We start from the raw sequence: 26,331 nt of genomic DNA on the forward strand, positions 1-26,331 counted from the left end.
TCACGCCGCTTCGTTCTGATATTGCGCGTAGCCTGTCGCTTCGAGTTCGAGCGCCAGCTCCTTGCCGCCGGTCTTCACGATGCGGCCCGCCGACAGCACATGCACGACATCGGGCACGATGTAGTCGAGCAGTCTCTGATAGTGCGTGATCACGATCATGCCGCGATCGGCAGCGCGCAAACGATTGACTCCGTCGGCGACGATGCGCAGCGCATCGATATCGAGGCCTGAATCGGTCTCGTCCAGCACGCACAGTTTGGGCTCCAGCAGCGCCATCTGAAGCGTCTCGTTGCGCTTCTTCTCGCCGCCGGAGAAGCCGACATTGAGCGGGCGCTTCAGCATCTCGGGGTCGATGCTCAGCTGCCTGGCGAGCTCGCGCACCCGCTTCAGCACGTCGGGCGACGACAACTCCTCCTCGCCGCGCTTCTTGCGCTGGGCGTTCAGCGCCGTACGCAGGAACGTCAGCGTGGCAACGCCGGGGATTTCGAGCGGGTATTGAAACGCCAGGAACAGGCCCTTGGCGGCGCGCTCATCGGGGCCCATGGCAAGCAGCTCCTCGCCGTTGAAGAAGACCTCGCCGCCGGTAATCTCGTAGCCCGGCTTGCCTGACAGCACATAGGACAGCGTCGACTTGCCGGCGCCGTTGGGACCCATGATGGCGTGGACCTCGCCCTTGTTCACGGTGAGGTCGAGCCCGTTGAGGATCTGGCGGCCGTCGATCTCGGCCTTCAATCCACGGATGTCGAGGAGTGCCGTCATCACGTTTCTTCCTGCCTGTTGGTCTCAAGGATGGTCATCCGACGCTTCCTTCGAGCGAGATCGAGATCAGCTTCTGCGCTTCCACCGCGAATTCCATCGGCAGCTGCTGCAGCACGTCCTTGACGAAGCCGTTGACGACGAGGCCGACGGCCTCCTCCTGGCTGAGCCCGCGCTGGATGCAGTAGAACAGCACGTCCTCGGAGATCTTCGAGGTCGTGGCCTCGTGCTCGAACGTCGCCGAGGAATTCTTGGCCTCGATGTACGGCACGGTGTGCGCGCCGCATTTGTCGCCGATCAGAAGCGAATCGCAGGCGGTGAAGTTGCGGGCCCCGGTCGCCTTGCGATGCGCGGTGACGAGACCGCGATAGGTGTTCTGCGACTTGCCGGCGGCGATGCCCTTGGAGATGATCCGGCTCGACGTGTTCTTGCCGAGGTGGATCATCTTGGTGCCGCTATCGACCTGCTGGAAGCCGTTCGAGATCGCGATCGAGTAGAACTCGCCGCGCGAATTGTCGCCGCGCAGGATGCAGCTCGGATATTTCCAGGTGATCGCGGATCCCGTCTCGACCTGGGTCCAGGAGATCTTGGAATTGGCCCCGCGGCAGTCGCCACGCTTGGTGACGAAATTGTAGATGCCGCCCTTGCCTTCGGAATTGCCGGGGTATCAGTTCTGCACCGTCGAGTATTTGATCTCGGCATCGTCATGCGCGACGAGCTCGACCACGGCGGCATGCAGCTGGTTCTCGTCGCGCTGCGGCGCGGTGCAGCCTTCGAGATAGCTGACGTAGGAGCCCTTGTCGGCGATGATCAGCGTGCGCTCGAACTGCCCGGTGTTGCGCTCGTTGATGCGGAAATAGGTCGACAGCTCCATCGGGCAGCGCACGCCGGGCGGCACGTAGACGAACGAGCCGTCGGAGAACACCGCCGAGTTCAGCGTCGCGTAGAAATTGTCGGAGGTCGGCACCACCGAGCCCAGGTACTTCTGCACCAATTCGGGATGCTCGCGGATCGCCTCCGAGATCGGCATGAAGATCACGCCGGCCTTCTTCAGCTCCGCCTTGAACGTGGTCGCCACCGAGACCGAATCGAAGACAGCGTCGACCGCGATCTTGCGGCGGGCGGGATCCTCCTCGCCGGGCTTGGGCTCGACGCCTTCGAGCATGGCGACTTCCCGCAAGGGAATGCCGAGCTTCTCGTAGGTCTTCAGGATTTCAGGATCGATCTCGTCGAGCGAGGTGACCGTCTTCTTCGGCTTCGGCGCCGCGTAGTAATAGAGGTCCTGGAAGTCGATCCTGGGATAGTCGACGCGGGCCCAGGTCGGCTCCTGCATGGTCAGCCAACGGCGATAGGCCTCGAGCCGCCACTGCAGCATCCAGTCGGGTTCGTTCTTCTTCTGCGAGATGAATTTTACGATCTCTTCCGACAGCCCCTTGGGGGCCTTCTCGGTGTCGATCAGGGTCTCAAACCCATAACGATACTGGTCGACGTCGATGCCGCGGACCCGTTCGATGGTCTCCTGAACCGCCGCCATCTATCGCTCCGTCCGCATGGGACACTTCGCAGTCTGCGTCATCGCTCTGCCCTCAGGCCGGAATGCAGGTGTCGGGCACCGGACAGACGACCGCGCATTGTGCGGTGTCGAAATGCCCCTCGCACTCGGTGCACTTCTTCGGGTCGATCACGTACATGTCACGCTTGAGGCTGATGGCGGCATTCGGGCACTCGAATTCACATGCGCCGCATACCGTGCATTGCGAGGCGACGATCTTGTAGGCCATGTGTCTCGACTCCTTGAGCAGGTGATGCCGTCGGACATCTCCCTTTCAAGCGTCGTGCCAACCGTGAAGCGTAGGAAATTCAACGACTATTTGCGCAAGGCCGGTTGTCGTGGGCCCGACATGTCGCATCTGCGACAGTCGTCGTCAGAGACGCTTGACCTCGATGCCGTACTTCTTCAGCGCGTATCCGATTTGCCGCGGCGTGAGGCCCAGCAGGCGTGCCGCCTTGGCCTGGACCCAGCCTGACTTCTCCATTGCCGCAACAACGCGATCCCGATCGGCCACGCTCCCGGCCGGCAAAGCGGCCGCAGCATTCGATGCCGGCGCCGCAGCCTCCACCGCTGGCGGAAATCCGGTCGCAGCGACCTCGCGGGGAGCGGCTGGAAGCGGGGAAAGCGGCACGATCGGCAGCGAGCGCTGCTGCGTGCTCTCGGATCTGCCGTTCCACAACATGGCCGACAGGCACTGACTGTGACAGCATGCAAAGTCATTCCTGACGATTTCCGGGCCCGGCGCCAGCGTCGCCGTTCGCTGCACGCAATTCTCCAGCTCCCGCACGTTGCCGGGGAAGCCACAGCTCATCAGAACCTCGATCGCGTGCCGATCGAAGCTCAGCGCGCGACCGTTTTCGCTGTTGAAGTTCTTGAGGAACTCGTTGGCCAGCAGCGGAATGTCGCTGCGCCGCTCGCGCAGCGGCGGCAGCACCATCGGCACCACGCTGATCCTGTAATAGAGGTCGGCACGGAACTCGTTCCGCGCGACCGCTTCTTCCAGGTTGCGGTTGGTCGCGGCGATGACGCGGACATCGACCTTGATGGTCTGGTTGCCGCCGACGCGCTCGAATTCCTGCTCCTGCAGCACCCGAAGGAGCTTGGCCTGGAATGAGGCCGAAATCTCGCCGATCTCGTCCAGGAACAGGGTGCCCTTGTCGGCGAGCTCGAACCTGCCCTTGCGCGAATTCAGCGCGCCGGTAAAGGCCCCTTTTTCGTGGCCGAACAGCTCGGATTCCAGCACCGATTCCGGCAGAGCCGCGCAGTTGATCTTGATGAACGGGCGCTTGGCTCGCGGCGAGAGCTCGTGAATGGCCTTCGCGATCAGCTCCTTGCCGGTGCCGGATTCGCCGCGCAGCAGCACCGTCGAGTTCGACTTGGCCACGACCGCAATCTTCTCGAGCAGCCCGCGCAGCGCTGCGCTGTCGCCGATGATGCCTTCGACGTGAACCCTGCGGCGATCGCGCGCCGGCTTGAGTTCGGAGAGCTCCTTCTGAAGGCGATAGCTCTCATGCATCAGCCGTTCGCGGTCCTGGGCGACGACGCGGTGCAGCTTCACGGTCTGGCCGACCAGATTGGCGACCATCGTCAGCAGGCGCACGTCGGAATCGAGCCGGTACATCGATCGCTCGTCCCAAACCCGATCGATCGTCAGCGTACCGACGACCTTGGCATCGATGCGGATCGGAACGCCGATGAACGACACGCGCGTCGTCTCCGAGGCCCCGAGAGCCTTCACATCCATCGGACCGAAGGCCGGATGGGTGGCGATGTTCTCCGCGACCAGCGGCATCGCGGTGGCGACGACCTGGTCGACGGCCTTCTGCGGCAACCGCTCGCGATAGCGTTCGTCGCTGCCCTCGCTCCAACCGGCGCCAACCGCGAGATCGGGAATGCCGTCATCGGCGAGCAGCGCAACGACGCCATGACGCATTTGGAGAAACGATTGCAGAAGGTTCACGACGTTGGCCAGCGTGGTCTCCAGCCGTGTCGGCGCCGTCAGTATCTTGGATATCTCGAAAATGCCGGTCAGCGCGATCTCATTCAGCGGCACGATCGGCGCGGTCTGATCCGCCGGCGGACGTTCAACCAATGGAGCAGCATTCAGCATCACGGAATCTCCGTTGCCCGTTTCATCCTCCCCGCCGCACTCTTTGGAATTTGTCGTATTGTCATTCATGTCGTGTCGGGAGTCGCGCTCAAGTTGTCAGCATCGCTGCAAAAAGATTCCGTCGCGCTTGCACGCTTTGTCATCCGCCCCGTGGAATTTGCCGTCGGAATGGGCGTCACGCGCGAAAGCGGGTTGGCCGCATTGATCCAGCGCAAGTCGGCAAAGTTTCTTTGGCGATCGACGCCTGCCGCTTCATCACACGTGCTGACCTCCGTTGATCGGTACTTCCGCACCTGTGACGTAGCTGGCCGCATCCGAGCACAGGAAGAAGATCACCTTGGCGACCTCGTCGGGCGTACCGACACGATGCAACGGGATGATCGGCGCCAGCTGCGCTTCGGTCTCCGGCGACAGGATGTCCGTCTTGATTTCCCCGGGAGCGATCGCATTCACGCGAATTCCGAACTGCGCGTAGTCGTGCGCCATCTCGCGGGTCAGACACGCAAGGGCCGCCTTCGACGTCGCATAGGCGCTGCCCGCAAACGGATGCACCCGGGAACCCACGATCGAGGTGACGTTGACGATCGAGCCGGACGCCAGCTTCAGTTCCTCGACCAGACCCTGGGCGAACAGGATCGGCGCGAGCAGGTTGACGTGGAAGACGCTCATCCAGGTCTCAACCGGTGTCGTCAGCGAGTTCAACCGGCTGCCGTCGGCGGCCTTGGGCGAGATGGCGGCATTGTTGATCAGCGCATGCAGCGGCTGGCCGTCGAGCCGCTCCTTGATATCCGCGACCGCGCGCGGCAACGCGCGATGGTCGCTCAATTCGACCTGAACGTGGCTATCCGTTCCCGAATTCCACGGGCAACGTTCGCCATCGAACGGCTGCCGCGAACAGGTGATGATCCGCCAGCCGGCTTCGGCGAACAGCTTACCCGTGGCGTGACCAATACCCCGCGACGCACCGGTCAATACCAGCGTTTTCCGCGCGCCGTGCTGTGCGCGCGACTTGTCGCCGTGAAACGGGCACAGCGCGATATCGGGGACAGACATATCGCCCGGCGCCCCGTCGCGGTCCAGCAGATCGAGCGTCACGCAAAGCTCCTCACGCGCCGCGACGGGCGCCACACGATGACAACAGGAGCAACTTTGCAGGATTTGGGCCACGCATCGCCGGCCAATCGTTGTGTTTTTTGGGACCCGGTGTCCGCTTCGCGACATGTTGAAAGATTTGCAACAGGGCAGCGTTGCGTTTCGGACCAAGCAATGCCGTCCCGGTGCGCTCCTTCTTCCTGAATGTTGATCGGCAGTTGAGAGCTGTTTTTCAATCGTTCCAAATGGCCCGGCTCTTGCTCATCCCGTCCCGACGTTCATTCGCGCCCTGTCGTGCTGCACTTTTCCTGCGAAAGCGGTTTCAAATGCCCCAGCCGAACGACCAACGACTCTTTGCCGTCATCCTCGGCACCAATGAGATCGCGTCCGCCGTCGGCCTCCGGCTCGTGCGCGCCGGCTATTGCGTGGTGCTGTCGCATGATCCGGATCCGCCGGTGATCCGCCGCAAGATGGCCTTCCACGACGCCCTTTTCACCGACACCGCGCGACTCGAGGACATCGTCGCCGAACGCGCGGACGACGGCATGCAGGTCTACCAGGCTCTGCGCCGGCCGGTGCGAATCCTGGTCACCTGGCTCGGCCTGCTCGACCTTCTTCCCGTCCGCCAAATCGACCTCCTCATCGATGCGCGTCTTCAGAAGCGTCGGATCACGCCCGACCTCAGGCGGCTGGCCCGGCTGACGATTGGCCTTGGCCCTGGGTTCTCGTCGAACTTCAATTGCGACCTCGCGGTGGAGACGCGCCCGGGCAGGATCGGACTCGTCGCTGAACAGCGCTGGACAGACCCGACCGACGGCGTTGCCGGCACCCTGGGCGACGTCGGAGCGGAGCGCTTTGTCTATTCGCGGTTGGCGGGGCGCTGGCACACACCGATCGAGATCGGCGCCCGCGTCTACAAGGATGTCGTGCTCGGCCACCTCTCCGGCGTACCGGTGCTCGCGCCCCGCGACGGCATCCTGCGCGGCATCGCCCGCGACGGCAGCGAAGTTCCGGCCGGCGTCAAGCTGCTGGAGATCGACCCGCGCGGCCGCGACGCCCAATGGACCGGCACGGACCACCGCGGCCGTGCCATCGCCGACGCCACCATCGCCGCCGTCAGGCTCCACACCGCGCGACGCATCACGCAACGGAATCCGGCATGATCGTCTGTTCCTGCAACATCATCAGCGATCACGATATCAGGGTCGCACTGGTTTCGACCGGCGACGAGCTGTGCTCGGCCGCACAGGTCTACGACTGCCTGGGCTGCACGGTCAGGTGCGGACGATGCTCGCATTCGGTGAAGCGGATTCTGGAAGAGCGGCCGGCCCCAAGGTCGATGGTCCTCGACCAAAGCGATCGCGCACGACCTGCATCACGACGAGGCCAAGCATGACGCGCAGATCAAACGCGTCAAACAGCGCGAAACGTATCGATATCCTTTCGGAGCCAAGGAGCGAAGATGTGTCCTTCACCCTGGAAGAGAAGCTCGACAAGACGGGGGGCGCGTGGTCCTCTCGCCGTCTAGGAATGAGCAGGCCCGGACGGCGCCACATCCAAGCGAACCGCGATCCCGGCCAGATCCGGGCGCGGCGCCGGATAAAGCATCATGACGAGTGGATCGTGACCTGGAACGATATGGTCGGCACTGGGCGCTGTGGCGCGCAGCTTGTCGAAGCCGACCAGCATGTCGCCGATATGGAACGCCGTCGTAAACGGACGCTCGCTCGTCATGTTCTCGTAGAAATGGCTGACGTCGGAGGCGAGCACGACAGGGCCGCGGCGGGTGTTGACTCGGACGAATTGCAGCCCGGCGGAATGTCCGCCCGCCGCATGGACCGTCAGCCCGGGTGCGATCTCGGCGTCGCCGTCGTAAAACAGCACCCGGCGCGCATAGTTCAGCCGCACGATCCCGCAGATATCCTCGACCTCGAAGGAATGCGACAGCCGGGGATAGTGCATATAGCGGCCGGTCGCGTAGGCGAGCTCGCGCTCCTGGAGATGAAACCGAGCGTTCGGAAACCGGTCGAAATTGCCGGCATGGTCGTAGTGCAGATGGGTGAGGATCACGTCCTGTACCTCGGCAGGATCGACATCCAAAGCGCGCAGCGTCTCCACCGGGCAGCGCAGGAAAGTCCGCCTGCGCTGCTTGGCGACGTCCGAGTTGAACCCGGTGTCGATGACGAAGGTGCGCCCGCCTCCCCGCGCCAGCCACATGAAGTAGTCCATCGGCATCGGCCCGTCATGCGGGTCGCCGCCGATGAAGTGCTCGCTGCGCTGGGCATCGCGCGTGGCGTAACGGATGGCGAAGAGCTCGTAGTCCGGGGCGGCCATGGGACAATTGCTCAGGAGCCGGCCGCGTCGACCTCGTTGAAGGCCTCGCGCGCGTTGCGGAAGGCGTCGATGCCTGCGGGCACGCCGCAATAGACCGCGACCTGGAGCAGGATCTCCTTGATCTCTTCCTTGGTCAGCCCGTTCTTCAGGGCGCCCTTGACGTGCAGCTTCAATTCGTGTGGCCGGTTCAGCGCGCCGAGCATCGCCAGATTCACGATCGAGCGCGTGCGCCGGTCGACGCCGGGCCGCGTCCACAGCGCCCCCCAGCAGAACTCCGTCGACCATTCCGCCATGGCGCGCGTGAACTCGTCGGCTCCCGCGATCGACTTGTTGACGTAGTCCTCGCCGAGCACCTCTTTACGAACCTTGAGGCCCTTTTCGAACAGTTCGGTCTTGCTCATGATCGTCCCTTTCAGGTCCTGAGAGCTTTAGTTGGAAGTTGCGTGGTGCGACGCCGGCGGCGGCCGAAGCGATCGCAGGAGTGCGCCGACGTCATCGACCGCATTGAGCCGCCATATCGCATCGATCACACGCTCCGCGTCCCAGTCGCTGCGGCCCGCGCGCACGCCGTCACGCAACTTCGCTTCGATGTCGCGATCCGACAGCGGCGCGGCCTGGCTGCCGCGCGGCGAAATGACGGTCTCGGTGAGCACTTCGCCGGTCGACAGGCGCAAGGTGACGCGCGCGGCGCCGTCGGGCATCTCGCGGTCGAGCTCCGCCCTCACATTTTCCCGCAATCGCGTGATATCGGGCCGGATCACGGTCTCCTGCTCGAACTCGGTGACACCGGCCCTTCCGAGGAAGAGTCCGCACGCCACGCAATGATGGATGCTGACGCGCGCATCGCGCGCGTTGTTGACCGGGCGGTCGCCGCGGGCCAGCAGCAGCGCCGAGCCCTGCACGATCACCGATTCGATCTGGTCGACGCGCCCGCCAACTCGCTCGCGCAACAGCAGACAGGCGTCGATCACCGCGTGAAACACGATGCCGGCGGAATATGGCTTGTAGGTATTCTTTGCGATCTCCCAGGTTCTGCCGAGACCATCGAACAGCCGCGTGCGGTCGAGTTCGTCTCCCATGGTGCGCGCCCACCCAAGCGGACCTTCGAGGGCAAGGGGCGCGGCCTCATAGCCTTGCTGCGCCAGCAATGCGGCGAACAATCCGTTGCGCGCCGCGTTGCCGACGCTGACATTCTTGGCCGCACTCGGAAGATTCTCGACATTGCCGGCCGACTGGCTCGCCGCAATTCCGATCGCGTTCGCAATCCCATCTTTCGAAAGGCCCAGCAGCTTCGCGCACGCCGCCGCCGCGCCGAAAATTCCGCAGGTCGAGGTGATGTGCCAGCCGCGCGCATAGTGGTGTGGCGAGACCGCATTGCCGATCCGGCACTCGACGTCGACACCGAGAATGAACGCCGTCAGCACCTCGCGCCCCGAAGTTCTGCGCGCCTCCGCCAGCGCCAGCAAGGGCGCTGCGATCGGTGCCGCCGGATGAATGATCGTGTCGGGGTGAGTGTCGTCGAAGTCGAGCAGATTGGCTGAGATGGCGTTGAGAAACGACGCGCACATCGCATCCATCCGCTCCGAATGGCCGATGACGGTCGAGGTCGCCGTGCCGCTGAACGGCGACAAGGTACGCATCGCGGCGGTGACCACAGGATCGCGCGCAGAGAGCAGCGCCGTCGCGAAGAAATTGAGGATCGACCGCCGCGCTTCCAGACTCTGCCCTTCCACCTCCACCCAGGATGAGACGGCGACGAAATCAGCGAGCGTCCTGCTCACACTCGGAATCGAATCTTGCGGCACGCGGGGCGTCTTCCTTGTTTTGTTCGACCTTATGCCGATCCGCGGCAAACTGTCGACCCCAAATGTTATGCTTGACAGCTTGTCTGACAATCATAACAATCAGCCCCGTTGGCGTGGGATGCCCTCGCCGCAACGATTGCGGCCGACGCGGCCGGCGATCGACGAGAGATCAGCGACCACAAGATCAAGAAGGCGCGCCCGTCACGGGATCGCGCGACAGGGAGTGAACGATGGCGGGAGAGACGCTCGGCGTGATCGGCACGGGCCGCATGGGCGGCCCCATGGCGGGACGATTGATGGATGCGGGCTTTTCGCTCGTCATCTACGACACGCAGGCCGAAGCCACCCAACCGCTGGTCAAGCGCGGCGCGCTGCTCGGCAAATCGCCGGCCGACGTCGCCTCGCGCGCCGATATCGTGCTCGCGAGCCTGCCGACGCCCGACATCGTGAAGGCGGTTACGCTCGGCCAGGACGGCATCAGCAGCGGCACCCGCGCCAAGGTCGTCGTTGACCTGTCGACCTCAGGTCCTGGCGCGGCCAAGCTGGTCGCGGAGGGCCTGAAAGCCAAGGGCATGACGCTGGTCGATGCGCCCGTGAGCGGCGGCATCAAGGGCGCGGTCAACGGCACGCTGGCCGTGATGGTGTCCTGCCCACAGGCGACCTACGAGACCGTGCAGCCAATCCTGAAGAACTTCGGCAAGCTGTTCTACACCGGCGACAAGCCGGGCGTGGCGCAGACCGCCAAGCTCGCCAACAATCTGATGGCGGCCGCAGCCCTCGTGATCACCTCGGAGGCGGTGGCGATGGGCGTCAAGGGCGGCGTCAACGCCAAGGTGCTGATCGACATCATCAACGCCTCGAGCGGCCGCAACAGCGCCTCCGAAGACAAATTCCCCCGCGCGGTGCTGCCAGGCACGTTCGATTTCGGTTTCACCACCGGACTTTCCTACAAGGACGTGCGTCTTTGCGTGGACGAGGCCGAGGCCATGGGCGTGCCGATGGTGTGCGGCGCGGTGGTGCGCCAGATGCTCGCGATCACCAACGCCAAATACGGCGCTTCATCCGACTTCACCTCGATCGCCAAAGTGCTCGAGGAGTGGGCCGGGGTAGAAATGCGCGGCTGATCGCGCAAGCCGTCAGGGAGAGAAACCCGCGATGACGATCGGCTCGACCGGATCAGGCAAGGTATCGCTCGCGCGCCAGATGGCGCGGAGCGCGCTTGCCGTCGATCTCGGCGATTTCGGACCGGACGTCGTCGCCAAGGCCAAGCTCTGCCTGCTCGATTTCCTGTCCTGTGCCTTCGAGGCCGGGCAGCATCCCTGGAGCCGTCAGGCCGTTGCGATCGCGCATGGCGGCGGCAGCGCGACCATCATCGGCACCGCGCAGCTCTTCTCGCCGGCCGACGCCGCGTTCGCCAACGCCGTGATGGGGCACGCCCTCGTGCGCGAAGACATGCATGCCGCCAGCATCGCACACCACGGCGTCGTGATCTGGCCGGCTCTGCTAGCACTGTCCGAGCAGGTGCCGCTGCACGGCGCGAGGCTGCTCGCTGCTGCCATCGTCGGCTACGAGACCGGCGCGCGGATCGGCCGCGCGCTTTTGACCTCCGATCTCGCGCGTCTCTATCGCCCGACCGGCCTCGTGGCCCCTCTGGGCGCGGCACTCGCGGGAAGCTATGCGCTTGGGCTGTCCGAGGACCAGGCCACCAGCGCCATCGCGATCGCGGCTAACACCTGCGGCGGACTCAACGAATGGCCGCATGCCGGCGGCTCGGACATGTATTTCCATCCCGGCTTTGCCGCCGGCAACGCGATCAGGGCCATCGGCCTTGCCGCCGCCGGGGCGTTCGGCTCCGAGACGATCATCGAAGGCGAAGCCGGCCTGTTCGCCGCCTACCGCCGCCAGGCCGCGCCTGATGGCATCGCGCTGTTCCCGAACGGCGCGTGCGAGATCATGGCGGTCTACAACAAGCCGGTCCCCGCCTGCAATTTCGCCCAGACTGCCGCGCAAGCCGCGCTTCGCGTCGCGCACGAGCTCGCCACCCCAAAGGAGATCGATCGTGTCGTCATCCGCGCGCCGGATGCCGCGGTCCGCTATCCCGGCTGCGATTCCCTCGGGCCTTATCGCAACGCGCTTCAAGCCAAGATGAGCATCCCGTTCAGCGTGGCGGCGACGCTGGCGCGCGGCGAGATCGAGGAAGAGAACTACGCCGGGCTCGATGATGGCGACATTATCCGCCTGGTCGCGGTAACTGAGCTGAAGGCGGATGCCGGCTTCACCGCCGCCTTCCCGGGCAAGCAGGGCGCGGAGGTGAGCGTGCGGCTGCGCGACGGCCGGACCATCCGGCACGCTTTGCCCGACGTCATCGCCGCGACGCCCGCGGATGTCCGCGCGCGCTTCCGCGCTGCCGCCGCACGGGTTCTCGGCGAGGACCGCGCGCATCGGCTCGAGCAAACGATCGACGAATGCGAGCAGCTCGGCAATGTCGGCGTCATCGCCGCTGAGTGCCGCCTGAACGAAACGGAACGGACTTTACGATCGGCATCATGAGAAATGCCGGAGAGGACGGGGGAGATATGGTCGACGTGGAGACCAACCTAAAATCGTCAGCTGCGCGGAGGCCGGGCTGATGGAAGGATTCTTGCAAGCGCTCGCCGCGGGCGTTCTGATCGGCGGCGTCTACGGCCTGATGTGCGTCGGGCTCGGCCTGATCTTCGGCGTCATGCGCGTCATCAACTTCGCCCATGGCGATTTCATGATGCTGGGCATGTACATGGCCTTCTATCTGTTCACCGCCGCCGGCGTTCAATCGTTCTTCGGCAACGCGGTCGGACCGTTCGTCGCCATTCTGCTGGCCGGCCCGGTGCTCGCCGTGTTCGGCTACTTCGTCCACCGGGCATTGATCTCGCACGTTTCAGGGACGCGCACCGCTTCGCTCGAAGGCGAAGGCCACTACGCCCAGCTCATCCTGACGCTCGGCATCGCGCTGATCCTGCAGAACGGCGGCCTCATCGTGTTCGGCTCGGTGCTGGCCTCGATCCGCACGCCGCTGTCGAGCTCGGCCTGGGAGCTCGGGCCCTTCTTCGACATCAGCATCTTTCTGAACAAGGCGCGCAGCATCGACATGGTCGTGTCGCTCGCGATCATGGTCCTGCTCTCGCTGCTGATCACGCGCACCCGGATCGGCAAGTCGCTACGCGCCGCCGCGGACAATCCGACCGCGGCGACCTATATGGGCATCGACGTCGACCGCGCGCACCGCACCGCCTTCGCGCTCGGCTGCGGGATCACCGCGATTGCCGGCGGCTTGCTAGCCACCAACTATCCGTTCCACCCCTTCGTCGGACTCGAATACGTCATCGTCATGTATGCCGGCGTCGTGCTCGGCGGGATGGGCAGCATCATCGGCGCGTTCTGGGGCGGCATGACGATCGGTCTCGTGCAGCAAATGTCGACGCTGATCCTGCCGACGCAGCTGCAGAACGCCGCGATCTTCGCCGTCTTCCTCCTCATCATCTTCTTCCGTCCGCAAGGCTTCTTCGGACGCATGGTGGAGAGGACGTGACCATGCTCCGGATGCGCTCCCTTCTGCCTCCCCTGCTCTTCACGCTTGCCTACGCGGTCGTATCGCTCGGCGTCACCAATTCCTACTACCAGCTCATCCTGACGCTGGTGCCGGTGTGGGCAGTGTTCGGGCTGTCGTGGAATCTGCTCAGCGGTTATACCGGCCTGATCTCGTTCGGCCACGCCGCCTTCTTCGGCATCGGCGCCTATGCGACCGCGCTGGGCCAGATCTATTTCGACATTTCGCCGTGGCTGCTGATCCCGATCGCGGCTGTGCTCGGCGGCATCGCCGGGCTTCTGATCGGCTTTCCAACCTTCCGCCTGCAGGGCCACTATTTCGCGCTGGCGATGCTCGCCTATCCGCTCGCCATTCTCTACGTGTTCGAATGGCTCGGCTTTCAGGAGGTCACGCTTCCGATCAAGCGCGACGCGCCGATCGCCTTCATGCAGTTCACCGATCCTCACGTCTACACGTTGCTGGGCCTCGCCATCATGCTCGGCACCATCATGCTGACGCAATGGATCGAGCGCTCCCGGTTCGGCATGGCGCTGCTCGCGATCAAGCAGAACGAGGCCGCGGCCGAGGCCGCCGGCATCAACACGCTGGCCTGGAAGCTGCGCGCGATCACGCTGAGCGGCGCGATCGCCGCCGCGATCGGCGGCTTTTACGCCCAGGTGCTACTGGTCGTGACGCCGCAATCGGTGTTCGGCATGCTGGTGTCGGCGCAGGCGCTGACGGTTGCGATGTTCGGCGGCGTCGGCACGGTCTGGGGACCCGTGATCGGCTCGGTGATCCTGATCCCCCTCGCCGAGATCCTGCACGCCGAAGCCGGCGCGCGCTTTCCCGGCATCCAGGGCGTGATCTTCGGCTTCGCCATCGTCGGCGTCATCCTGATGGCGCCGGAGGGGCTTTTCTGGAAGCTGCGCGATCTCCTGCGCAAGCGTACGGCACCCAAGGCCTCGGCCAGCGATACAGCTGAAGCTGTCGCCAACGTCACGACGCTGAAGCCGGCCGCGCGGCAACGCGCCGCCAAGGGCGAAGTCATGCTCGAGGTGAGAAACCTGTCGCGCTCCTTCGGCGGCCTCAAGGCCGTGCAGGATGTCAGCTTCAAGCTGCACAAGAACGAGATCCTCGGCATCATCGGACCCAACGGCGCCGGCAAGACCACCCTGTTCAACCTCCTCAACGGCTTCCTGAAGCCTAGCCAGGGCGAGGTGCTGATCGACGGCCGCAACATGTCGGGCCAGCGGCCGCACGTGATCTGCGAGGCCGGCATCGGCCGCACCTTCCAGGTGATGCGGCCCTTCCTGCGCATGTCGATCCTCGACAATGTGGTGGTCGGCGCCTATGTGCGCGCACGCACCGACGACGAAGCCCGCAAGCTTGCGGCCGATGCGGTCGCCCGCGTCGGGCTCTCCGCCGTCGCCGACCGTGTCGCCGGCGAGCTCTCCACCAAGGAGCTTCGGTTGATGGAGCTGGCCCGCGCGATTGCCGGCCAGCCGCGCATCCTGCTGCTCGACGAAACGCTCGCGGGCCTCGGCCATGGCGAGGCCGACGAGGTCGTCGCCGTGATCCAGCAGCTCGCGCGCGACGGCACGACCATCGCGATCATTGAGCACACCATGCAGGCGATGGTCCGGCTGGTCGACAGGTTCCTCGTGCTCGACCACGGCGCTGTCATCACCGAAGGCCTGCCGGAGGTGGTGACGCGCGACAACCGCGTGATCGAGGCCTATCTCGGCAAGAAATGGGTGGGCCATGCTGCGAATTGAGGGATTGAGCGCAGGTTACTCGACAAAGCCCGTCCTGAACCACGTGTCGATCGATGTAGGCGCAGGTCAGTTCGTCGCGATCGTCGGCCCCAACGGCGCCGGCAAGACCACGTTGTTCAAGACCATCTCCGGCATCGTCAAGCCGAGCAGCGGATCGATCACCTTCGACGGCGTCGATCTGCTCGCGGTGCCGCCGCCGCAGCGCGCCCATCTCGGTATCGCCCATGTCCCGGAGGGACGCCAGGTCTTCCCGTCACTGACCGTGATGGAGAACCTGGAGATGGGTGCAATGACGGAGAGCGGCCGCCGCGACTGGCAGGCCAATATCGAGCGCATCTTCGACTGGCTGCCCGTGCTGAAGGAACGCTGCAACCAGTTCGCCGGCACGCTGTCCGGCGGCCAGCAGCAGATGCTCGCGATCGGCCGAGGCCTCGCCTCCTCGCCGAAGCTGTTGATGCTGGACGAACCCTCGATGGGGCTGGCGCCCTCGACCGCGGACTTCATCTTCGAGCGGCTGATCGATATCCGCCGCCAGTCCGGGCTGACCATGCTGCTGGTCGAGCAGCGCGTTGCGGAAGCGTTGGAATCCGCTGACCACGGCTATGTCCTCGAAGCCGGCCACGTCGTGCTCCAGGGCAACAACGCCACGCTGCGCGCCGACGACCGCGTGCGCAAAGCCTATCTCGGCATGTGACGACCAAGAAAAAACCAGGGAATTGGGAGCAAACAAGATGGGCAAGACTTCGAAAGGCAAGAACGGACTGACCCGCCGGACCGTGCTGTCCGGTGCCGCCGCCGTCGGCCTCGCCGGCGTGGCGCGCGCGCAAGCCCCGGCGGAAATCAAGGTCGGACTGATCGTGCCATTGTCAGGCATCTACACCCGCCCCGGCCAGGTCATGAAGATGGGCGCCGAAATGGGCATCGAGCACATCAACGCGCAGGGGGGCATCAAGGCGCTCGGCGGCGCCAAGCTGAAGCTGGTCGTGATCGACTGCGGCGACACCACCGAGAAGGCCAAAAACGCGGCCCAGCGCATGGTCGCGCAAGAGCCCGATCTGGTTGCGGCAACCGGCTCCTACCTCTCCTCCTTCACGCTCGCGGTCACGGAAGTGACCGAGCGCGCCGAACTGCCGGTGCTGACGTTGTCCTACTCGGACCTTCTGACCGACCGCGGCTTCAAGTACATCTTCCAGACCGCCGCGACCGCGAGCCGCCAGTCCGAGCTCGGCCTGCCGACATTGATGAAGCTCGCCGAGAACGCCTCCGGCAAGAAGCCAAAGACCGTGGCGATGCTGATGGACAACACCGCGACCTCGGTCGCCACCGCCAAGGCGCTCAAGGAGAAGCTGTTCGCGCAGGAAGGTCTCCAGCTCGTCGTCGAGGAAGTCTGGACCCCGCCGCTGTCGGATGCGACGCCGCTGATCCAGAAGGTGCGCTCGGCCAAGCCCGACCTGCTGCTGTTCATGCCGAATGCGGTGTCGGACGCCAAGCTTGGCCTCGAGAAGATCAGCGAGTTCGGGCTCGGCCAGGGCAAGATACCGACCGTGTCCTTCAGCATCACCATCGCCGAGCCCGATATGCTGCAGAGCGTCAGCCCGGAGACCGTACAGGGCATCATGACCATCGTCGCCAACTGGGGCTCGAAGGGCCACGAGACGCTGATCGCCGAGCTCAAGGCCAAATACAAGGAGCCCTGGATGACGCAGAACGTCATCTCGACCTATGGCGACATGTGGCTGATGAAGGAAGCGCTGGAGAAGGCCGGCAAGGCCGATCGCAATGCGGTCGCGCAGGCTTTCCGCACCATGGATGCCGGCCCGTCGAAATATTACCCGGGCGGCCAGCTCAAATTCGACGAGAAGGGCCGCAGGGTCGGCGCCGGCGTCGTCATCGTGCAATGGCAATCGGGCGTGCCGGTCACTGTCTATCCGCCCGAGCTCGCGCAGGCACAGCCGTTCTGGCCGAAGAAATCCTGAAGCGTCGCGCGGTTTTTCAGGGAGGAGAATTGTCATGACTGCAAAGAGCAAGACCACGATCTCTCGCCGAACATTGCTGGCCGGTGCCTCCGGCACTCTGATCGCATCCCGCGCTGCCTGGGCGCAGCAGCCCGCCGAGGTGAAGGTCGGCCTGCTGGTGCCGATCTCCGGGCTCTACGCCCGCCCGGGAACGGTGATGCGCGAGGGCGCCGAGATGGCGATCGACCACATCAACGCGCAAGGCGGCGTCAAGGCGCTCGGCGGCGCCAAGCTGAAGCTCGTGGTGCTCGATTCCGGCGACACCACCGAGAAGGCCAAGAACGCCGCGCAGCGCATGGTGGCGCAGGAGACCGACCTGGTCGCGGCCAGCGGGGCCTATCTGTCCTCGTTCACGCTCGCAGTCACCGAGGTGACCGAGCGCGCCAACCTGCCCATGCTTACCCTCTCCTACTCCGACCTGATCACCGAGCGTGGGTTCAAATACGTGTTCCAGACCGCCGCCACCGCGGGGTCGCAGGCACGGCAAGCATTGCCGCAGATCATCAAGCTGGCGGAGACGGCCGCGGGCAAGCGGCCGAAAACGGTCGCGATCCTTACCGACAACACCGGCGCCTCGATCGCCTCCGCCAAGGCCATGCGCGAGGGCTTGCTGGCGGAGAACCAGCTGCAGCTGATCGTCGACGAGACGTTTACGCCGCCGCTCGCCGACGCGACCTCGCTGGTGCAGAAAATCCGTTCCGCCAAGCCGGACCTGCTGTTCTTCCTGCCCACGGTGATCTCGGACGCAAAACTGCTGCTCGAGAAGATGAACGAGTTCGGCCTCGGTCAGGGCAAGATCCCGACGATCTCGTTCGGCATCGCGATCGCCGAACCGGACATGCTGCAGACCGTCAGCCCCGAACTGCTGCAGGGCGTCCTGACCTGCGTCGCAAGCTGGGGCGCCAAGGGCCATGAGGCGCTGATCGCCGAGTTGAAGACTCGCTACAAGGAGCCGTGGATGACGCAGAACGCGATCTCCACCTATGGCGACATGTGGGTGATCAAGGACGCGCTGGAAAAGGCCGGCAAAGCCGATCGGGTCGCCGTCGGCGAAGCGCTGCGCACCATGGATGGCGGCCCCTCGAAATACTATCCGCTCGGCGAGATCAAGTTCGACGAGAAGGGCCGCCGCGTCGGCGCCGGCATGACCATCGTGCAGTGGCAATCCGCCGTGCCGGTGACGGTGTTTCCGCCGGAGCTCGCACTGGCGAAGCCGTTCTGGCCAAAAAGCTGACATCCGCCCCAGAAGAAACGGAGACCACAATGGACAAGGCGACCTACGACCGCGGCCTCGAAATCCGCAAGAGCGTGCTCGGCAACGAGTTCGTCGACAAGGCGATCGCGTCGGCCGACGAGTTCAACCGCCCGATGCAGGACCTCACCACGGAATATTGCTGGGGCTACGTCTGGGGCCGCGAGGGCCTGACGCGAAAGACGCGCAGCTTCCTGAACCTCGCGATGCTGTGCGCGCTCAACCGCCCGCACGAGCTGAAGACTCATGTCCGCGGCGCACTCGCCAACGGCGCGACCAAGGAGGAGATCCGCGAGGTCTTCATGCAGGTCGCGATCTATTGCGGCGTGCCGGCCGGCGTCGATGCCTTCCGCAACGCGAAGGAAGTCTTCGCCGAGCTCGACAAGAAGTAGCGGAGCAGGTTCGTGATGAAGGGCAAATGGGCGCTCGTGACCGGTGCGACGGCAGGCCTCGGCCTTGCGGTCGCTGAAGGCCTTGCCGGCGCGGGCGCCAACATTGTCCTGCACGACCTCGCTCAGCCGAAGCAGGCTGCAGACGATCTGCGCGCCCGCTTCGGCATTGAGACGATCGCAGCCGGCGCCGACCTGTCGCGCCGCGAAGCGATCGAGACCATGATGACGGATCTGCGCGACCGCTGCGGCGCCATCGACGTCCTCGTCAATAACGCCGTCGTCAGGCATTTCGCCCCGATCGAGCAGTTTCCGCCCGACCGCTGGGACGAGGCGCTGGCCGTCAATTTGTCGGCGCCGTTCCACCTCATCCGCCTGACGCTGCCGGCGATGAAGCAGCGCGGCTGGGGCCGGATCATCAACATGGGCTCGATCTATTCGAGCCGCGCGGTCGAGGACCGCATCGACTACGTCACCACCAAGACGGCGATCGCGGGCATGACCCGCGCCGTCGCCATCGAGACCGCGCGCAGCGGCATCACCTGCAACACGCTCTGCCCCGGCACGCTGCCGACGCCCGCCATCCTGAACAAGATCGCGGGGATGGCGGAAAGCAGCGGACGTCCCGTCGCGGACGTCTCGCGCGACTATCTCGGCGAGCGCCAGCCCACTCAGCGCTTCATCGAGATGGACGCCGTCGCGGCCATGGTCGTCTTCCTCTGCGGCCCCGCCGCAAACGACGTCACCGGCGTCAGCCTGCCGATCGACGGGGGCTGGTCCGTGGCATGAGCACATGAGAATGGGAGTCTTACGATGACTGAGCGATCAGGCCAGACCGCCGTGCTCACGGGCGCCGCCGGCGGCATGGGGCGCGCCATCACCAAGGCGCTGTTGGACAGCGGCCGCCGCGTCGTGCTGGTGGATCGCGACGCCAAGGCGCTTGAAGAGCTGGCGGCGACGGCAGGCGATGCGGCGTTCCCGATCCAGCTTGACGTTAGCGATGCAAAGGCCGTCGACCGCCTGCCGGATGCCATTCCCGCTCATTTCAAGCCGGTCGATATCCTCATCAACAATGCCGGCCACGACATCGGCGGCCGGACGCGCTTCGACATCGGTTCTGCCGACGACTGGTCCAACATCATCCAGACCAATCTGATCGGCCTGATGCGCGTCACCCGCGCGATCCTGCCCGAAATGGTCCAGCGCAACGCCGGCCATATCGTTAACATCAGCTCGATCAACGCGGTGCGCATCGTGCCCGATATGGCCGCCTACAGCACCAGCAAGGCGGGCGTGCACATGTTCACCGAGACCCTCCGCGGCGAGCTCGCGGACACCGCGATCCGGGTCACCGAGCTGCAGCCCGGGCTGACCCGCACCAACATCATCCTGACCCGCTACCGCGGCGATCAGCAGAAGGAAAAGGACTATTTCGACCAGTTCAGGATGGCGCTCGATCCCGCCGATATCGCGCGGTCGATCGTGTTCGCCCTCGACCAGCCCGCCCACGTTCAAATTGCCGAAATGATGATTCTGCCTGTAAACCGGTACTGAGTTTTCCCGAACAGGACCAGAACATGGAAAGACGCCGCGAATTGCAGTCGACACTCCGCATCGAGGACGTCCCGACCGTCCGGGCGATGGTGGCGCAGAAGCTGCGTGCGGCGATCATGTCGGGAACGCTGAAGCCGGGCCAGCGCCTGGTCGAGCGCGAGCTCTGCGAGATGATGGGCGTCAGCCGTCCCTCGATCCGCGAGGCGCTGCGGGCGCTCGAGGCCGACGGGCTGGTCAACACGGTCCCGCACCGCGGCCCTGTTGTGTCCACGATCAGCCTGGAAGAGGCGCGGCAGCTCTACGCGGCTCGCGCGGTGCTCGAAGGTTTTGCCGGGCGCGAATGCGCGCGGCTGCACGATCCCGAGGTGGCACGCCGGATCGGCGACGCCCTGACGCGGCTGAAGGCCGCCGCCGCCAAACAGGATCTCGTCGGCAGCCTCGAAGCCAAGACCGATTTCTACGCAGCGCTGATCGGCGGCTGCCGCAATGCGTTCATCGAGCGCATGCTCAAGCCGCTGCACGATCGCATCCAGCTGCTGCGGATCACCTCGATGTCGCAGCCGAAGCGGATCAACAAGAGCCTGCGCGAAGTCACTGCGATCTGGCGAGCGATCCAGAACGGTGATCCGGATCTCGCCGAACGCTGCTGCGTCGACCACATCAATGCGGCTGCGGTGGCAGCGCTCGACATGATCGAAAAATCGTCGGCGGCCAAGGAGGCGGCGCCTACCGACGACTAGAACAATGCCGCCAGGGAGTGTTCGATGACGTTTCTCGTACGATCGCTGATCCTGTTCCTCCTGCTCTATCCCTGCGGCGCGGCGATCGCGGACGATTACCCCGCCCGCCCGATCACGGTCATCGTGCCGTTCTCCGCCGGCGGACCCGGCGACGTCATCGCGCGCATCCTCGGCAACGCCATGAGCGCGACGCTGAAACAATCCATCGTCATCGAAAATGTCGTCGGCGCCGGCGGCACGCTCGGCACCAACCGCGTCGCCAAGGCGGCCCCTGACGGCTATACGTTGCTGCTGATGCATGTCGGCCAGGCCACGGCACCTGCCCTTTACGCCAAGCTGCCGTTCGACCCAGTCGGCGACTTCGCCCCGATCGGGCTCGTCACCGACGTTCCGATGATCCTGGTGGCGCGGCCAAACTATCCCGCCAAGGACCTCGGCGAGCTCATCACGCAGATTCGCAAGGCCGGCGACAAGGTTACTTTCGGTAATGTCGGTCTCGGCTCGGCATCGCAGCTCTGCGGCTTGATGTTCATGAGCGCCACGGATACCAAGCTCACCCCGATCTACTACAAGGGCGGCGGACCGGCGCTGAACGACGTCATCGCCGGCCACATCGACGTCTATTGCGATCCCGCGACCGGACCGACGCCCTACATCCAGTCGAACACGATCAAGGGCTACGCGATCACCAGCAAGACGCGCGTTGCGACGCTGCCTGAGGTGCCGACCTCGACGGAATCCGGCGTTCCCGAATTCGACGTGACGACTTGGTATGGTCTCTACGCGCCGAAGGGGACGCCGAAACCGGTGATCGACCATCTCGTCGCCGCGCTGCAGGCGGCGCTGAGGGATCCCGCACTGATCAGCCGCTTTGCCGAGCTCAGCATGACGCCCGTCGAATCCGAGCGTGCGACGCCGGAAGCGCTCGAAGCGTTCTTGAAAGCCGAGATCGGCAAATGGAAACGGATCATCAAAGCCGCCGGTATCGATCCACAGTAGACGCTAGCGGCGAAGAGGCCGATGCCCCTCTACATGCTGCGATAGTGCACAATCTGCACGACGACGAAGCAAAGCAGGATGCGCAAATGAACGGATCAAGCACCGAGCGAAACAAGCGAAAGGAAAGTGAATGTTTGTCAGAATGGGAATGCGCGTCTTGTCAGAATGAAAAGGCCCTGACGCGCTAAGTTATTGAAAACATTGGAGCGGGTGAAGGGAATCGAACCCTCGTATTCAGCTTGGAAGGCTGCTGCTCTACCATTGAGCTACACCCGCGCTACGGGCTCCCTAACACGGCCGGGCGGCGGTCTCAACTGCTGAGGACGCCGCATTCCGGCATGTCCTCGGCCCTGCGAATCGCACCGGTTCCTTCCGGACTCGCCGCCCCCCTTAACAGCGGCCGCCATGCCGCCTATATTGAGATCTTCCGAAACCAACGAAAGGAGGTGATCCAGTGTCTCTTACCAAGCGCTGTCACCTCGCTGGGGTCGCCCGCTAAGCTCCGATGAGAGGCTTGGCATCGGGGCGGTCTCAGCCCTGGACCAGCGAGCACGAAATCGGGCGCGACGGGGTTTCCCCGCCGCGCCTTTTTTCTTGGCGCTGGTTGGAGCGCTCGTTCGGTCAGCCCGTGCGAAGCCGCTCGCGCAACGCGACGGCCGCGATCGATATGCCGACACACCAGGCTATGACTGCCCGGTGCGGCTCCCCGCCGAGCACCATTGTGGCGATGCTCGCGAGCAGGCACGGCGCAATGGCCTTGCCGTTGCGGCTCACGAGCGAGACCAGAAACGGCATCGCCGCGATCGATATCTGCAGGACGTCCATGGCAGGCAGACGGTAGCCGCAAGCTTCAGAAGCCGCAGACGTTGGTGGCGCGCGGACGCTTGCCGCGCCGGCTTTCCACGATGCGCTCGCCGCCGTTCTCGGCCGAGCTACCGTAATAGCGGTGATGGCCGCTCTGGTCGTGCAGATCGACCGTCTCCGATGGTTTGGCGCGACGTGCGTCGCAAATGATCCTGGTGTCGTGACCCGACATTGCCGCCTCCAGCAAAACCTTGTTGTTTATGGTCCATCAGTCGCGACCGCTTCCGGCCGCGTTCACGCGGCAAGGGTGCAATCGGGTTTCAGGACGGTTTCGTCGCTTGCGGGCGGCGCAATATTTTGCTTCGGGATTGTCGGCACCGCCTGCGGTGCAACGTCCTTGGGGTCTGTGCAGAAAAACAACGAGGTGACGATGCTTTACGCCATCCTGGCCTACCATGTGGAAGACGAGGTCATGTCCTGGACGCCCGAGCAGGACGCCGCCGTCGTGGCCAAGGTCATCGAGGTTCAAGCGCCGCTCAGGGAAAGCGGCCAGTTTGGACCGGCCGCCCGTCTTGACGAGACCCGAAAGGCCCGGACCCTGCGTGGCCCCGGCGCGGGCATGGTGCTGGACGGACCGTTTGCCGAGACCAAGGAGCAGCTTCTGGGCTTTCATTTGATGCAATGCGCCACCGAGGAGGAGGCGATCGCCGCGGCGCGGAAGCTGCGGGCGGTCAATCCGACCGCGGTCTACGAAATCCGCCCGGTCAAGCTTTACGTGCCGGCCGACGGGTTCGGCGCGACGTAAAAGCGCTGGATCAGCAGTCCGCCAAAGGCGAGGAACCACACGAAAGGCGCGAAATGCGGCGCGAACGCCGCAACGATCGTGCCCGGGATGAACACGGCAACCGGAAACAGGGACGCCATGATCTCGCGCCCCCAGCCGCGCAGGATCGTCCACCACAGCAAGGCATTGAGGCCGGCGATCGCGGTCAAATGCAGGCCGTAGAGCACCGCCACGGCGTTGCTCCTGGCGTAATTGGTATAGAGCCCGTTGGTCACCGGCAGCAGCACGATCGAGAGCAGAAAAAACAGGTTGAGAACGACCATGCCGCGGCTGCCGACGGGCTGGCGTGCCAGTCGGCGGTGATGGCTGATCCAGAACACACCGGCGATGATGAAGCTGAGCGCAAAGCCGGCGAGCTTGCCGGAAAAGACCCGTGCCAGATCATTCCAGTCGGGCGCGGTGCTGAAGACCGCGGCCTTGGGCAGATCGTAGGCCAGCAGCGTCATGGCGACACCAAAAATGGTGTTGCTGAGCGATTCCAGCCGCCGCATCTCGAACTGGTCGGGCTTGAGCTCGGTCATCTCGGCCATGGGTTGCGGGAACTTCGGGCTGTCTTTCCCCCTAAATCCTAAACCCGGTTTCGTCCAGCTGCATTGCGATTCGCGCTGGGATGGCCGACTCTCGGCCTTTCACCGGGGCGATTCGTGGCGACATATCTGGACACGCTCAATGCGGAGCAGCGCCGCGCCGTCGAGCATGGCGTGGCCGACGGTGCGACATTGGGTGCCCCCCTGCTGGTCATCGCCGGCGCCGGCTCCGGCAAGACCAACACCCTGGCCCACCGCGTCGCGCATCTGATCGTTGCCGGCGCCGATCCGCGGCGCATCCTCTTGATGACGTTTTCCCGCCGCGCGGCAGCCGAGATGGCCGGCCGGGTCGAGCGCATCGCCCGCAAGGTGCTGGGCGAGAACAACGCCGCGATCATGCGCGATGCGCTGACCTGGGCCGGCACCTTCCACGGCATCGGGGCGCGGCTGCTCCGCGAATATGCCGAGCGGATCGGCGTCGATCCCGCCTTCACCATCCACGACCGCGAGGATTCCGCCGACCTGATGAACCTGGTGCGGCACGAGCGCGGCCTGTCCAAGACCGAGAGCCGCTTCCCCGCCAAGGGCACCTGCCTGTCGATCTACTCGCGCTGCGTCAACGCGGAGATGGAGATCGAGAAGGTGCTGGGGCAGCACTATCCCTGGTGCGCGGGCTGGGCCGCCGAGCTGAAGGGACTGTTCGCCGCTTACGTCGAGGCCAAGCAGGCCCAGCACGTGCTCGATTACGACGACCTCCTGCTGTACTGGTCGCAGATGATGAGCGATGCGCTGATCGCCGAGGAGATCGGCGGCCGCTTCGACCACGTGCTGGTCGACGAATACCAGGACACCAACCGCCTGCAATCCTCGATCCTGTTGGCGCTGAAGCCGGACGGGCGCGGACTGACCGTGGTCGGCGACGATGCCCAGTCGATCTACTCGTTCCGCGCGGCCACCGTGCGCAACATCCTGGACTTCCCGCAAAGCTTCTCGCCGCGCGCGGAGATGATCACGCTCGACCGCAATTACCGCTCGACCCAGGCCGTGCTGGCCGCGGCCAACGGCGTGATTGGTCTTGCACGCGAACGCTTCACCAAGAACCTGTGGACCGACCGCATCGCGGGGCGCAAGCCGCAGCTCGTCACCGTGCACGACGAGGCCGACCAGGCGCGCTACATCGTCGAGGAGGTGCTGGCGAACCGCGAGCAAGGCGCGCTGCTCAAGCACCAGGCGGTGCTGTTCCGAACCTCCTCGCATTCGGGTCCGCTCGAGATCGAGCTGACTCGCCGCAACATTCCCTTCGTCAAGTTCGGCGGGCTGAAATTCCTCGATGCCGCGCACGTCAAGGACGTGCTGGCGCTGCTGCGCTTTGCCGAAAATCCGCGCGATCGCGTCGCCGGTTTCCGCATCCTGCATCTGCTGCCTGGCATTGGACCTGCGACTGCTCAGCGCGTGCTCGACCAGATGGCGGAGAGCACCGATCCGCTTCATACGCTCGGCCAGCTTCCGGTGCCGGCGCGCACCGGGGCGGACTGGACCGACTTCGTCCGCACGGTGGCGAACCTGCGCTATTCGGAATGGCCTGTCGATCTCGAGCGCGTGCGGCTGTGGTACGAGCCGCATCTCGATCGCATCCACGAGGATGCGGAGACGCGCCGCGCCGACCTGATGCAGCTCGAGCAGATCGCGAGCGGCTATGCCAGCCGCGAGAAATTCCTGACCGAGCTCACGCTCGATCCGCCGGATGCGACCAGCGACAAATCAGGTCCGCCCTTGCGCGACGAGGATTATCTGATCCTCTCCACCATCCACTCCGCCAAAGGCCAGGAGTGGAAATCGGTGTTCGTGCTCAACGTCGTCGACGGCTGCATGCCCTCCGATCTCGGCGCCGGCACCAGCGCCGAGCTCGAGGAGGAGCGCCGCCTGCTCTATGTCGCGATGACGCGCGCCAAGGACGAGCTCCACCTCGTCGTTCCCCAGCGCTTCTTCACCCACGGCCAGGCCGCCAAGGGCGACCGCCACGTCTACGCCTCGCGCACCCGCTTCATCCCGGAGCAGCTGGTCCAACTGTTCGAGCGCACCGCCTGGCCGAAGGCCGCCGCAGGCGCTGCGCGTAGCGCGGCGCAGGGGCCGAAGATCGACATCGGGGCGCGGATGCGGGGGATGTGGCGGTAGACCGCGCCCTTGCGCGACCGCTTGGTGTTTCGCGGTTTCAGTTAGA

General features: G+C 64.8%; 25 protein-coding genes, 1 tRNA gene and 1 pseudogene. 15 read left to right on the forward strand and 12 right to left on the reverse strand.

Annotated elements, in window-relative coordinates; all coding sequences use genetic code 11:
* The 5 genes and pseudogenes from sufC to K410_RS0123445 all read right to left on the reverse strand — a co-directional run bounded on the left by sufC (nt 1) and on the right by K410_RS0123445 (nt 5,513).
* Nucleotides 1-759: a Fe-S cluster assembly ATPase SufC gene (gene sufC / locus K410_RS0123425; RefSeq protein WP_028137125.1), complete on the reverse strand. Its 759-nt coding sequence runs from the start codon at nt 757-759 to the stop codon at nt 1-3.
* Nucleotides 760-793: 34 nt separating this feature from the next.
* Nucleotides 794-2,290: pseudogene (gene sufB / locus K410_RS0123430) on the reverse strand (Fe-S cluster assembly protein SufB).
* A gap of 52 nt (nt 2,291-2,342) precedes the next feature.
* Nucleotides 2,343-2,537 carry a 4Fe-4S binding protein gene (locus K410_RS0123435; RefSeq protein ID WP_028137126.1) on the reverse strand — a complete coding sequence of 65 codons (195 nt, stop codon included), beginning with the start codon at nt 2,535-2,537 and terminating at the stop codon, nt 2,343-2,345.
* A 144-nt stretch (nt 2,538-2,681) separates the two neighbouring features.
* On the reverse strand, nt 2,682-4,418 hold the full coding sequence (gene nifA, locus K410_RS0123440) for a nif-specific transcriptional activator NifA (protein WP_049820174.1): 1,737 nt from the start codon (nt 4,416-4,418) through the stop codon (nt 2,682-2,684).
* Between the two features lie 255 nt (nt 4,419-4,673).
* Complete coding sequence (locus tag K410_RS0123445; protein ID WP_028137128.1) at nt 4,674-5,513, reverse strand: SDR family NAD(P)-dependent oxidoreductase; 840 nt, start codon at nt 5,511-5,513, stop codon at nt 4,674-4,676.
* Nucleotides 5,514-5,836: 323 nt separating this feature from the next.
* On the opposite strand from K410_RS0123445, the gene K410_RS0123450 reads away from it, so the two are divergent.
* The gene (locus tag K410_RS0123450) at nt 5,837-6,673 is read left to right on the forward strand and encodes a xanthine dehydrogenase (protein WP_028137129.1); all 837 of its coding nucleotides are present in this window, start codon (nt 5,837-5,839) and stop codon (nt 6,671-6,673) included.
* Nucleotides 6,674-7,034: 361 nt separating this feature from the next.
* Here K410_RS0123450 and K410_RS0123455 read toward each other — a convergent pair whose 3' ends face one another.
* From K410_RS0123455 to K410_RS0123465, 3 genes are read right to left on the reverse strand one after another with little or no spacing between them, the layout of a single operon-like run.
* Nucleotides 7,035-7,844 carry an N-acyl homoserine lactonase family protein gene (locus K410_RS0123455; RefSeq protein WP_028137130.1) on the reverse strand — a complete coding sequence of 270 codons (810 nt, stop codon included), beginning with the start codon at nt 7,842-7,844 and terminating at the stop codon, nt 7,035-7,037.
* Nucleotides 7,845-7,855: 11 nt separating this feature from the next.
* On the reverse strand, nt 7,856-8,245 hold the full coding sequence (locus tag K410_RS0123460; protein WP_028137131.1) for a carboxymuconolactone decarboxylase family protein: 390 nt from the start codon (nt 8,243-8,245) through the stop codon (nt 7,856-7,858).
* Between the two features lie 27 nt (nt 8,246-8,272).
* A complete protein-coding gene (locus tag K410_RS0123465; protein WP_245269434.1) occupies nt 8,273-9,625 on the reverse strand; it encodes an MmgE/PrpD family protein in 1,353 nt (450 codons plus the stop codon).
* A 254-nt stretch (nt 9,626-9,879) separates the two neighbouring features.
* On the opposite strand from K410_RS0123465, the gene K410_RS0123470 reads away from it, so the two are divergent.
* From K410_RS0123470 to K410_RS0123525, 12 genes are all read left to right on the forward strand, one after another.
* A complete protein-coding gene (locus K410_RS0123470; RefSeq protein ID WP_028137133.1) occupies nt 9,880-10,773 on the forward strand; it encodes an NAD(P)-dependent oxidoreductase in 894 nt (297 codons plus the stop codon).
* A gap of 31 nt (nt 10,774-10,804) precedes the next feature.
* Complete coding sequence (locus tag K410_RS0123475; protein WP_028137134.1) at nt 10,805-12,199, forward strand: MmgE/PrpD family protein; 1,395 nt, start codon at nt 10,805-10,807, stop codon at nt 12,197-12,199.
* A gap of 79 nt (nt 12,200-12,278) precedes the next feature.
* Nucleotides 12,279-13,214 carry a branched-chain amino acid ABC transporter permease gene (locus K410_RS0123480; RefSeq protein ID WP_028137135.1) on the forward strand — a complete coding sequence of 312 codons (936 nt, stop codon included), beginning with the start codon at nt 12,279-12,281 and terminating at the stop codon, nt 13,212-13,214.
* Between the two features lie 2 nt (nt 13,215-13,216).
* Nucleotides 13,217-14,986 carry a branched-chain amino acid ABC transporter ATP-binding protein/permease gene (locus tag K410_RS0123485; protein WP_028137136.1) on the forward strand — a complete coding sequence of 590 codons (1,770 nt, stop codon included), beginning with the start codon at nt 13,217-13,219 and terminating at the stop codon, nt 14,984-14,986.
* Complete coding sequence (locus K410_RS0123490) at nt 14,973-15,680, forward strand: ABC transporter ATP-binding protein (RefSeq protein ID WP_028137137.1); 708 nt, start codon at nt 14,973-14,975, stop codon at nt 15,678-15,680. The genes K410_RS0123485 and K410_RS0123490 overlap by 14 nt, the downstream gene beginning before the upstream one ends.
* 37 nt (nt 15,681-15,717) lie before the next feature.
* Complete coding sequence (locus tag K410_RS0123495; RefSeq protein WP_028137138.1) at nt 15,718-16,962, forward strand: ABC transporter substrate-binding protein; 1,245 nt, start codon at nt 15,718-15,720, stop codon at nt 16,960-16,962.
* A gap of 34 nt (nt 16,963-16,996) precedes the next feature.
* Entirely contained in the window at nt 16,997-18,235 is a 1,239-nt protein-coding gene (locus K410_RS0123500; protein ID WP_028137139.1) for an ABC transporter substrate-binding protein, read from the forward strand.
* Nucleotides 18,236-18,264: 29 nt separating this feature from the next.
* A complete protein-coding gene (locus tag K410_RS0123505) occupies nt 18,265-18,645 on the forward strand; it encodes a carboxymuconolactone decarboxylase family protein (RefSeq protein WP_028137140.1) in 381 nt (126 codons plus the stop codon).
* A gap of 15 nt (nt 18,646-18,660) precedes the next feature.
* Nucleotides 18,661-19,431: an SDR family oxidoreductase gene (locus K410_RS0123510; RefSeq protein WP_028137141.1), complete on the forward strand. Its 771-nt coding sequence runs from the start codon at nt 18,661-18,663 to the stop codon at nt 19,429-19,431.
* Nucleotides 19,432-19,455: 24 nt separating this feature from the next.
* Complete coding sequence (locus K410_RS0123515; RefSeq protein ID WP_028137142.1) at nt 19,456-20,196, forward strand: SDR family oxidoreductase; 741 nt, start codon at nt 19,456-19,458, stop codon at nt 20,194-20,196.
* Between the two features lie 23 nt (nt 20,197-20,219).
* Nucleotides 20,220-20,936 carry a GntR family transcriptional regulator gene (locus K410_RS0123520; protein WP_049820176.1) on the forward strand — a complete coding sequence of 239 codons (717 nt, stop codon included), beginning with the start codon at nt 20,220-20,222 and terminating at the stop codon, nt 20,934-20,936.
* A 24-nt stretch (nt 20,937-20,960) separates the two neighbouring features.
* Entirely contained in the window at nt 20,961-21,935 is a 975-nt protein-coding gene (locus K410_RS0123525) for a tripartite tricarboxylate transporter substrate-binding protein (RefSeq protein WP_028137144.1), read from the forward strand.
* 202 nt (nt 21,936-22,137) lie between these two features.
* On the opposite strand, the gene K410_RS0123530 is transcribed toward K410_RS0123525, so the two are convergent.
* From K410_RS0123530 to K410_RS0123540, 3 genes are all read right to left on the reverse strand, one after another.
* Nucleotides 22,138-22,211, reverse strand: a tRNA-Gly gene (locus K410_RS0123530).
* A 345-nt stretch (nt 22,212-22,556) separates the two neighbouring features.
* Entirely contained in the window at nt 22,557-22,760 is a 204-nt protein-coding gene (locus K410_RS0123535) for a hypothetical protein (protein WP_028137145.1), read from the reverse strand.
* A gap of 25 nt (nt 22,761-22,785) precedes the next feature.
* Nucleotides 22,786-22,971, reverse strand: coding sequence for a hypothetical protein (locus K410_RS0123540; protein ID WP_028137146.1), 186 nt, complete (start codon nt 22,969-22,971; stop codon nt 22,786-22,788).
* A gap of 198 nt (nt 22,972-23,169) precedes the next feature.
* On the opposite strand from K410_RS0123540, the gene K410_RS0123545 reads away from it, so the two are divergent.
* Complete coding sequence (locus K410_RS0123545; RefSeq protein ID WP_028137147.1) at nt 23,170-23,544, forward strand: YciI family protein; 375 nt, start codon at nt 23,170-23,172, stop codon at nt 23,542-23,544.
* Here K410_RS0123545 and K410_RS0123550 read toward each other — a convergent pair.
* Entirely contained in the window at nt 23,511-24,104 is a 594-nt protein-coding gene (locus K410_RS0123550) for a TMEM175 family protein (RefSeq protein WP_028137148.1), read from the reverse strand. The two genes, K410_RS0123545 and K410_RS0123550, sit on opposite strands and share 34 nt — an antisense overlap.
* A 123-nt stretch (nt 24,105-24,227) precedes the next feature.
* On the opposite strand from K410_RS0123550, the gene K410_RS0123555 reads away from it, so the two are divergent.
* Nucleotides 24,228-26,285, forward strand: a complete 2,058-nt coding sequence (locus tag K410_RS0123555; RefSeq protein WP_028137149.1) for an ATP-dependent helicase — start codon at nt 24,228-24,230, stop codon at nt 26,283-26,285.
* The last annotated feature ends 46 nt before the right edge of the window (nt 26,286-26,331 follow it).

The organism is Bradyrhizobium sp. 22, from assembly GCF_000482425.1.
Lineage (GTDB): Bacteria > Pseudomonadota > Alphaproteobacteria > Rhizobiales > Xanthobacteraceae > Bradyrhizobium > Bradyrhizobium japonicum_B.

Bases quoted from the DNA above. Each gene is read 5' to 3' on its own strand.
- sufC (WP_028137125.1), bottom strand. From the start codon at position 759: ATGACGGCACTCCTCGACATCCGTGGATTGAAGGCCGAGATCGACGGC.
- K410_RS0123435 (WP_028137126.1), bottom strand. From the start codon at position 2,537: ATGGCCTACAAGATCGTCGCCTCGCAATGCACGGTATGCGGCGCATGT.
- nifA (WP_049820174.1), bottom strand. From the start codon at position 4,418: ATGCTGAATGCTGCTCCATTGGTTGAACGTCCGCCGGCGGATCAGACC.
- K410_RS0123450 (WP_028137129.1), top strand. From the start codon at position 5,837: ATGCCCCAGCCGAACGACCAACGACTCTTTGCCGTCATCCTCGGCACC.
- K410_RS0123455 (WP_028137130.1), bottom strand. From the start codon at position 7,844: ATGGCCGCCCCGGACTACGAGCTCTTCGCCATCCGTTACGCCACGCGC.
- K410_RS0123460 (WP_028137131.1), bottom strand. From the start codon at position 8,245: ATGAGCAAGACCGAACTGTTCGAAAAGGGCCTCAAGGTTCGTAAAGAG.
- K410_RS0123470 (WP_028137133.1), top strand. From the start codon at position 9,880: ATGGCGGGAGAGACGCTCGGCGTGATCGGCACGGGCCGCATGGGCGGC.
- K410_RS0123475 (WP_028137134.1), top strand. From the start codon at position 10,805: ATGACGATCGGCTCGACCGGATCAGGCAAGGTATCGCTCGCGCGCCAG.
- K410_RS0123480 (WP_028137135.1), top strand. From the start codon at position 12,279: ATGGAAGGATTCTTGCAAGCGCTCGCCGCGGGCGTTCTGATCGGCGGC.
- K410_RS0123485 (WP_028137136.1), top strand. From the start codon at position 13,217: ATGCTCCGGATGCGCTCCCTTCTGCCTCCCCTGCTCTTCACGCTTGCC.
- K410_RS0123490 (WP_028137137.1), top strand. From the start codon at position 14,973: ATGCTGCGAATTGAGGGATTGAGCGCAGGTTACTCGACAAAGCCCGTC.
- K410_RS0123495 (WP_028137138.1), top strand. From the start codon at position 15,718: ATGGGCAAGACTTCGAAAGGCAAGAACGGACTGACCCGCCGGACCGTG.
- K410_RS0123500 (WP_028137139.1), top strand. From the start codon at position 16,997: ATGACTGCAAAGAGCAAGACCACGATCTCTCGCCGAACATTGCTGGCC.
- K410_RS0123505 (WP_028137140.1), top strand. From the start codon at position 18,265: ATGGACAAGGCGACCTACGACCGCGGCCTCGAAATCCGCAAGAGCGTG.
- K410_RS0123510 (WP_028137141.1), top strand. From the start codon at position 18,661: ATGAAGGGCAAATGGGCGCTCGTGACCGGTGCGACGGCAGGCCTCGGC.
- K410_RS0123515 (WP_028137142.1), top strand. From the start codon at position 19,456: ATGACTGAGCGATCAGGCCAGACCGCCGTGCTCACGGGCGCCGCCGGC.
- K410_RS0123520 (WP_049820176.1), top strand. From the start codon at position 20,220: ATGGAAAGACGCCGCGAATTGCAGTCGACACTCCGCATCGAGGACGTC.
- K410_RS0123525 (WP_028137144.1), top strand. From the start codon at position 20,961: ATGACGTTTCTCGTACGATCGCTGATCCTGTTCCTCCTGCTCTATCCC.
- K410_RS0123535 (WP_028137145.1), bottom strand. From the start codon at position 22,760: ATGGACGTCCTGCAGATATCGATCGCGGCGATGCCGTTTCTGGTCTCG.
- K410_RS0123540 (WP_028137146.1), bottom strand. From the start codon at position 22,971: ATGTCGGGTCACGACACCAGGATCATTTGCGACGCACGTCGCGCCAAA.
- K410_RS0123545 (WP_028137147.1), top strand. From the start codon at position 23,170: ATGCTTTACGCCATCCTGGCCTACCATGTGGAAGACGAGGTCATGTCC.
- K410_RS0123550 (WP_028137148.1), bottom strand. From the start codon at position 24,104: ATGACCGAGCTCAAGCCCGACCAGTTCGAGATGCGGCGGCTGGAATCG.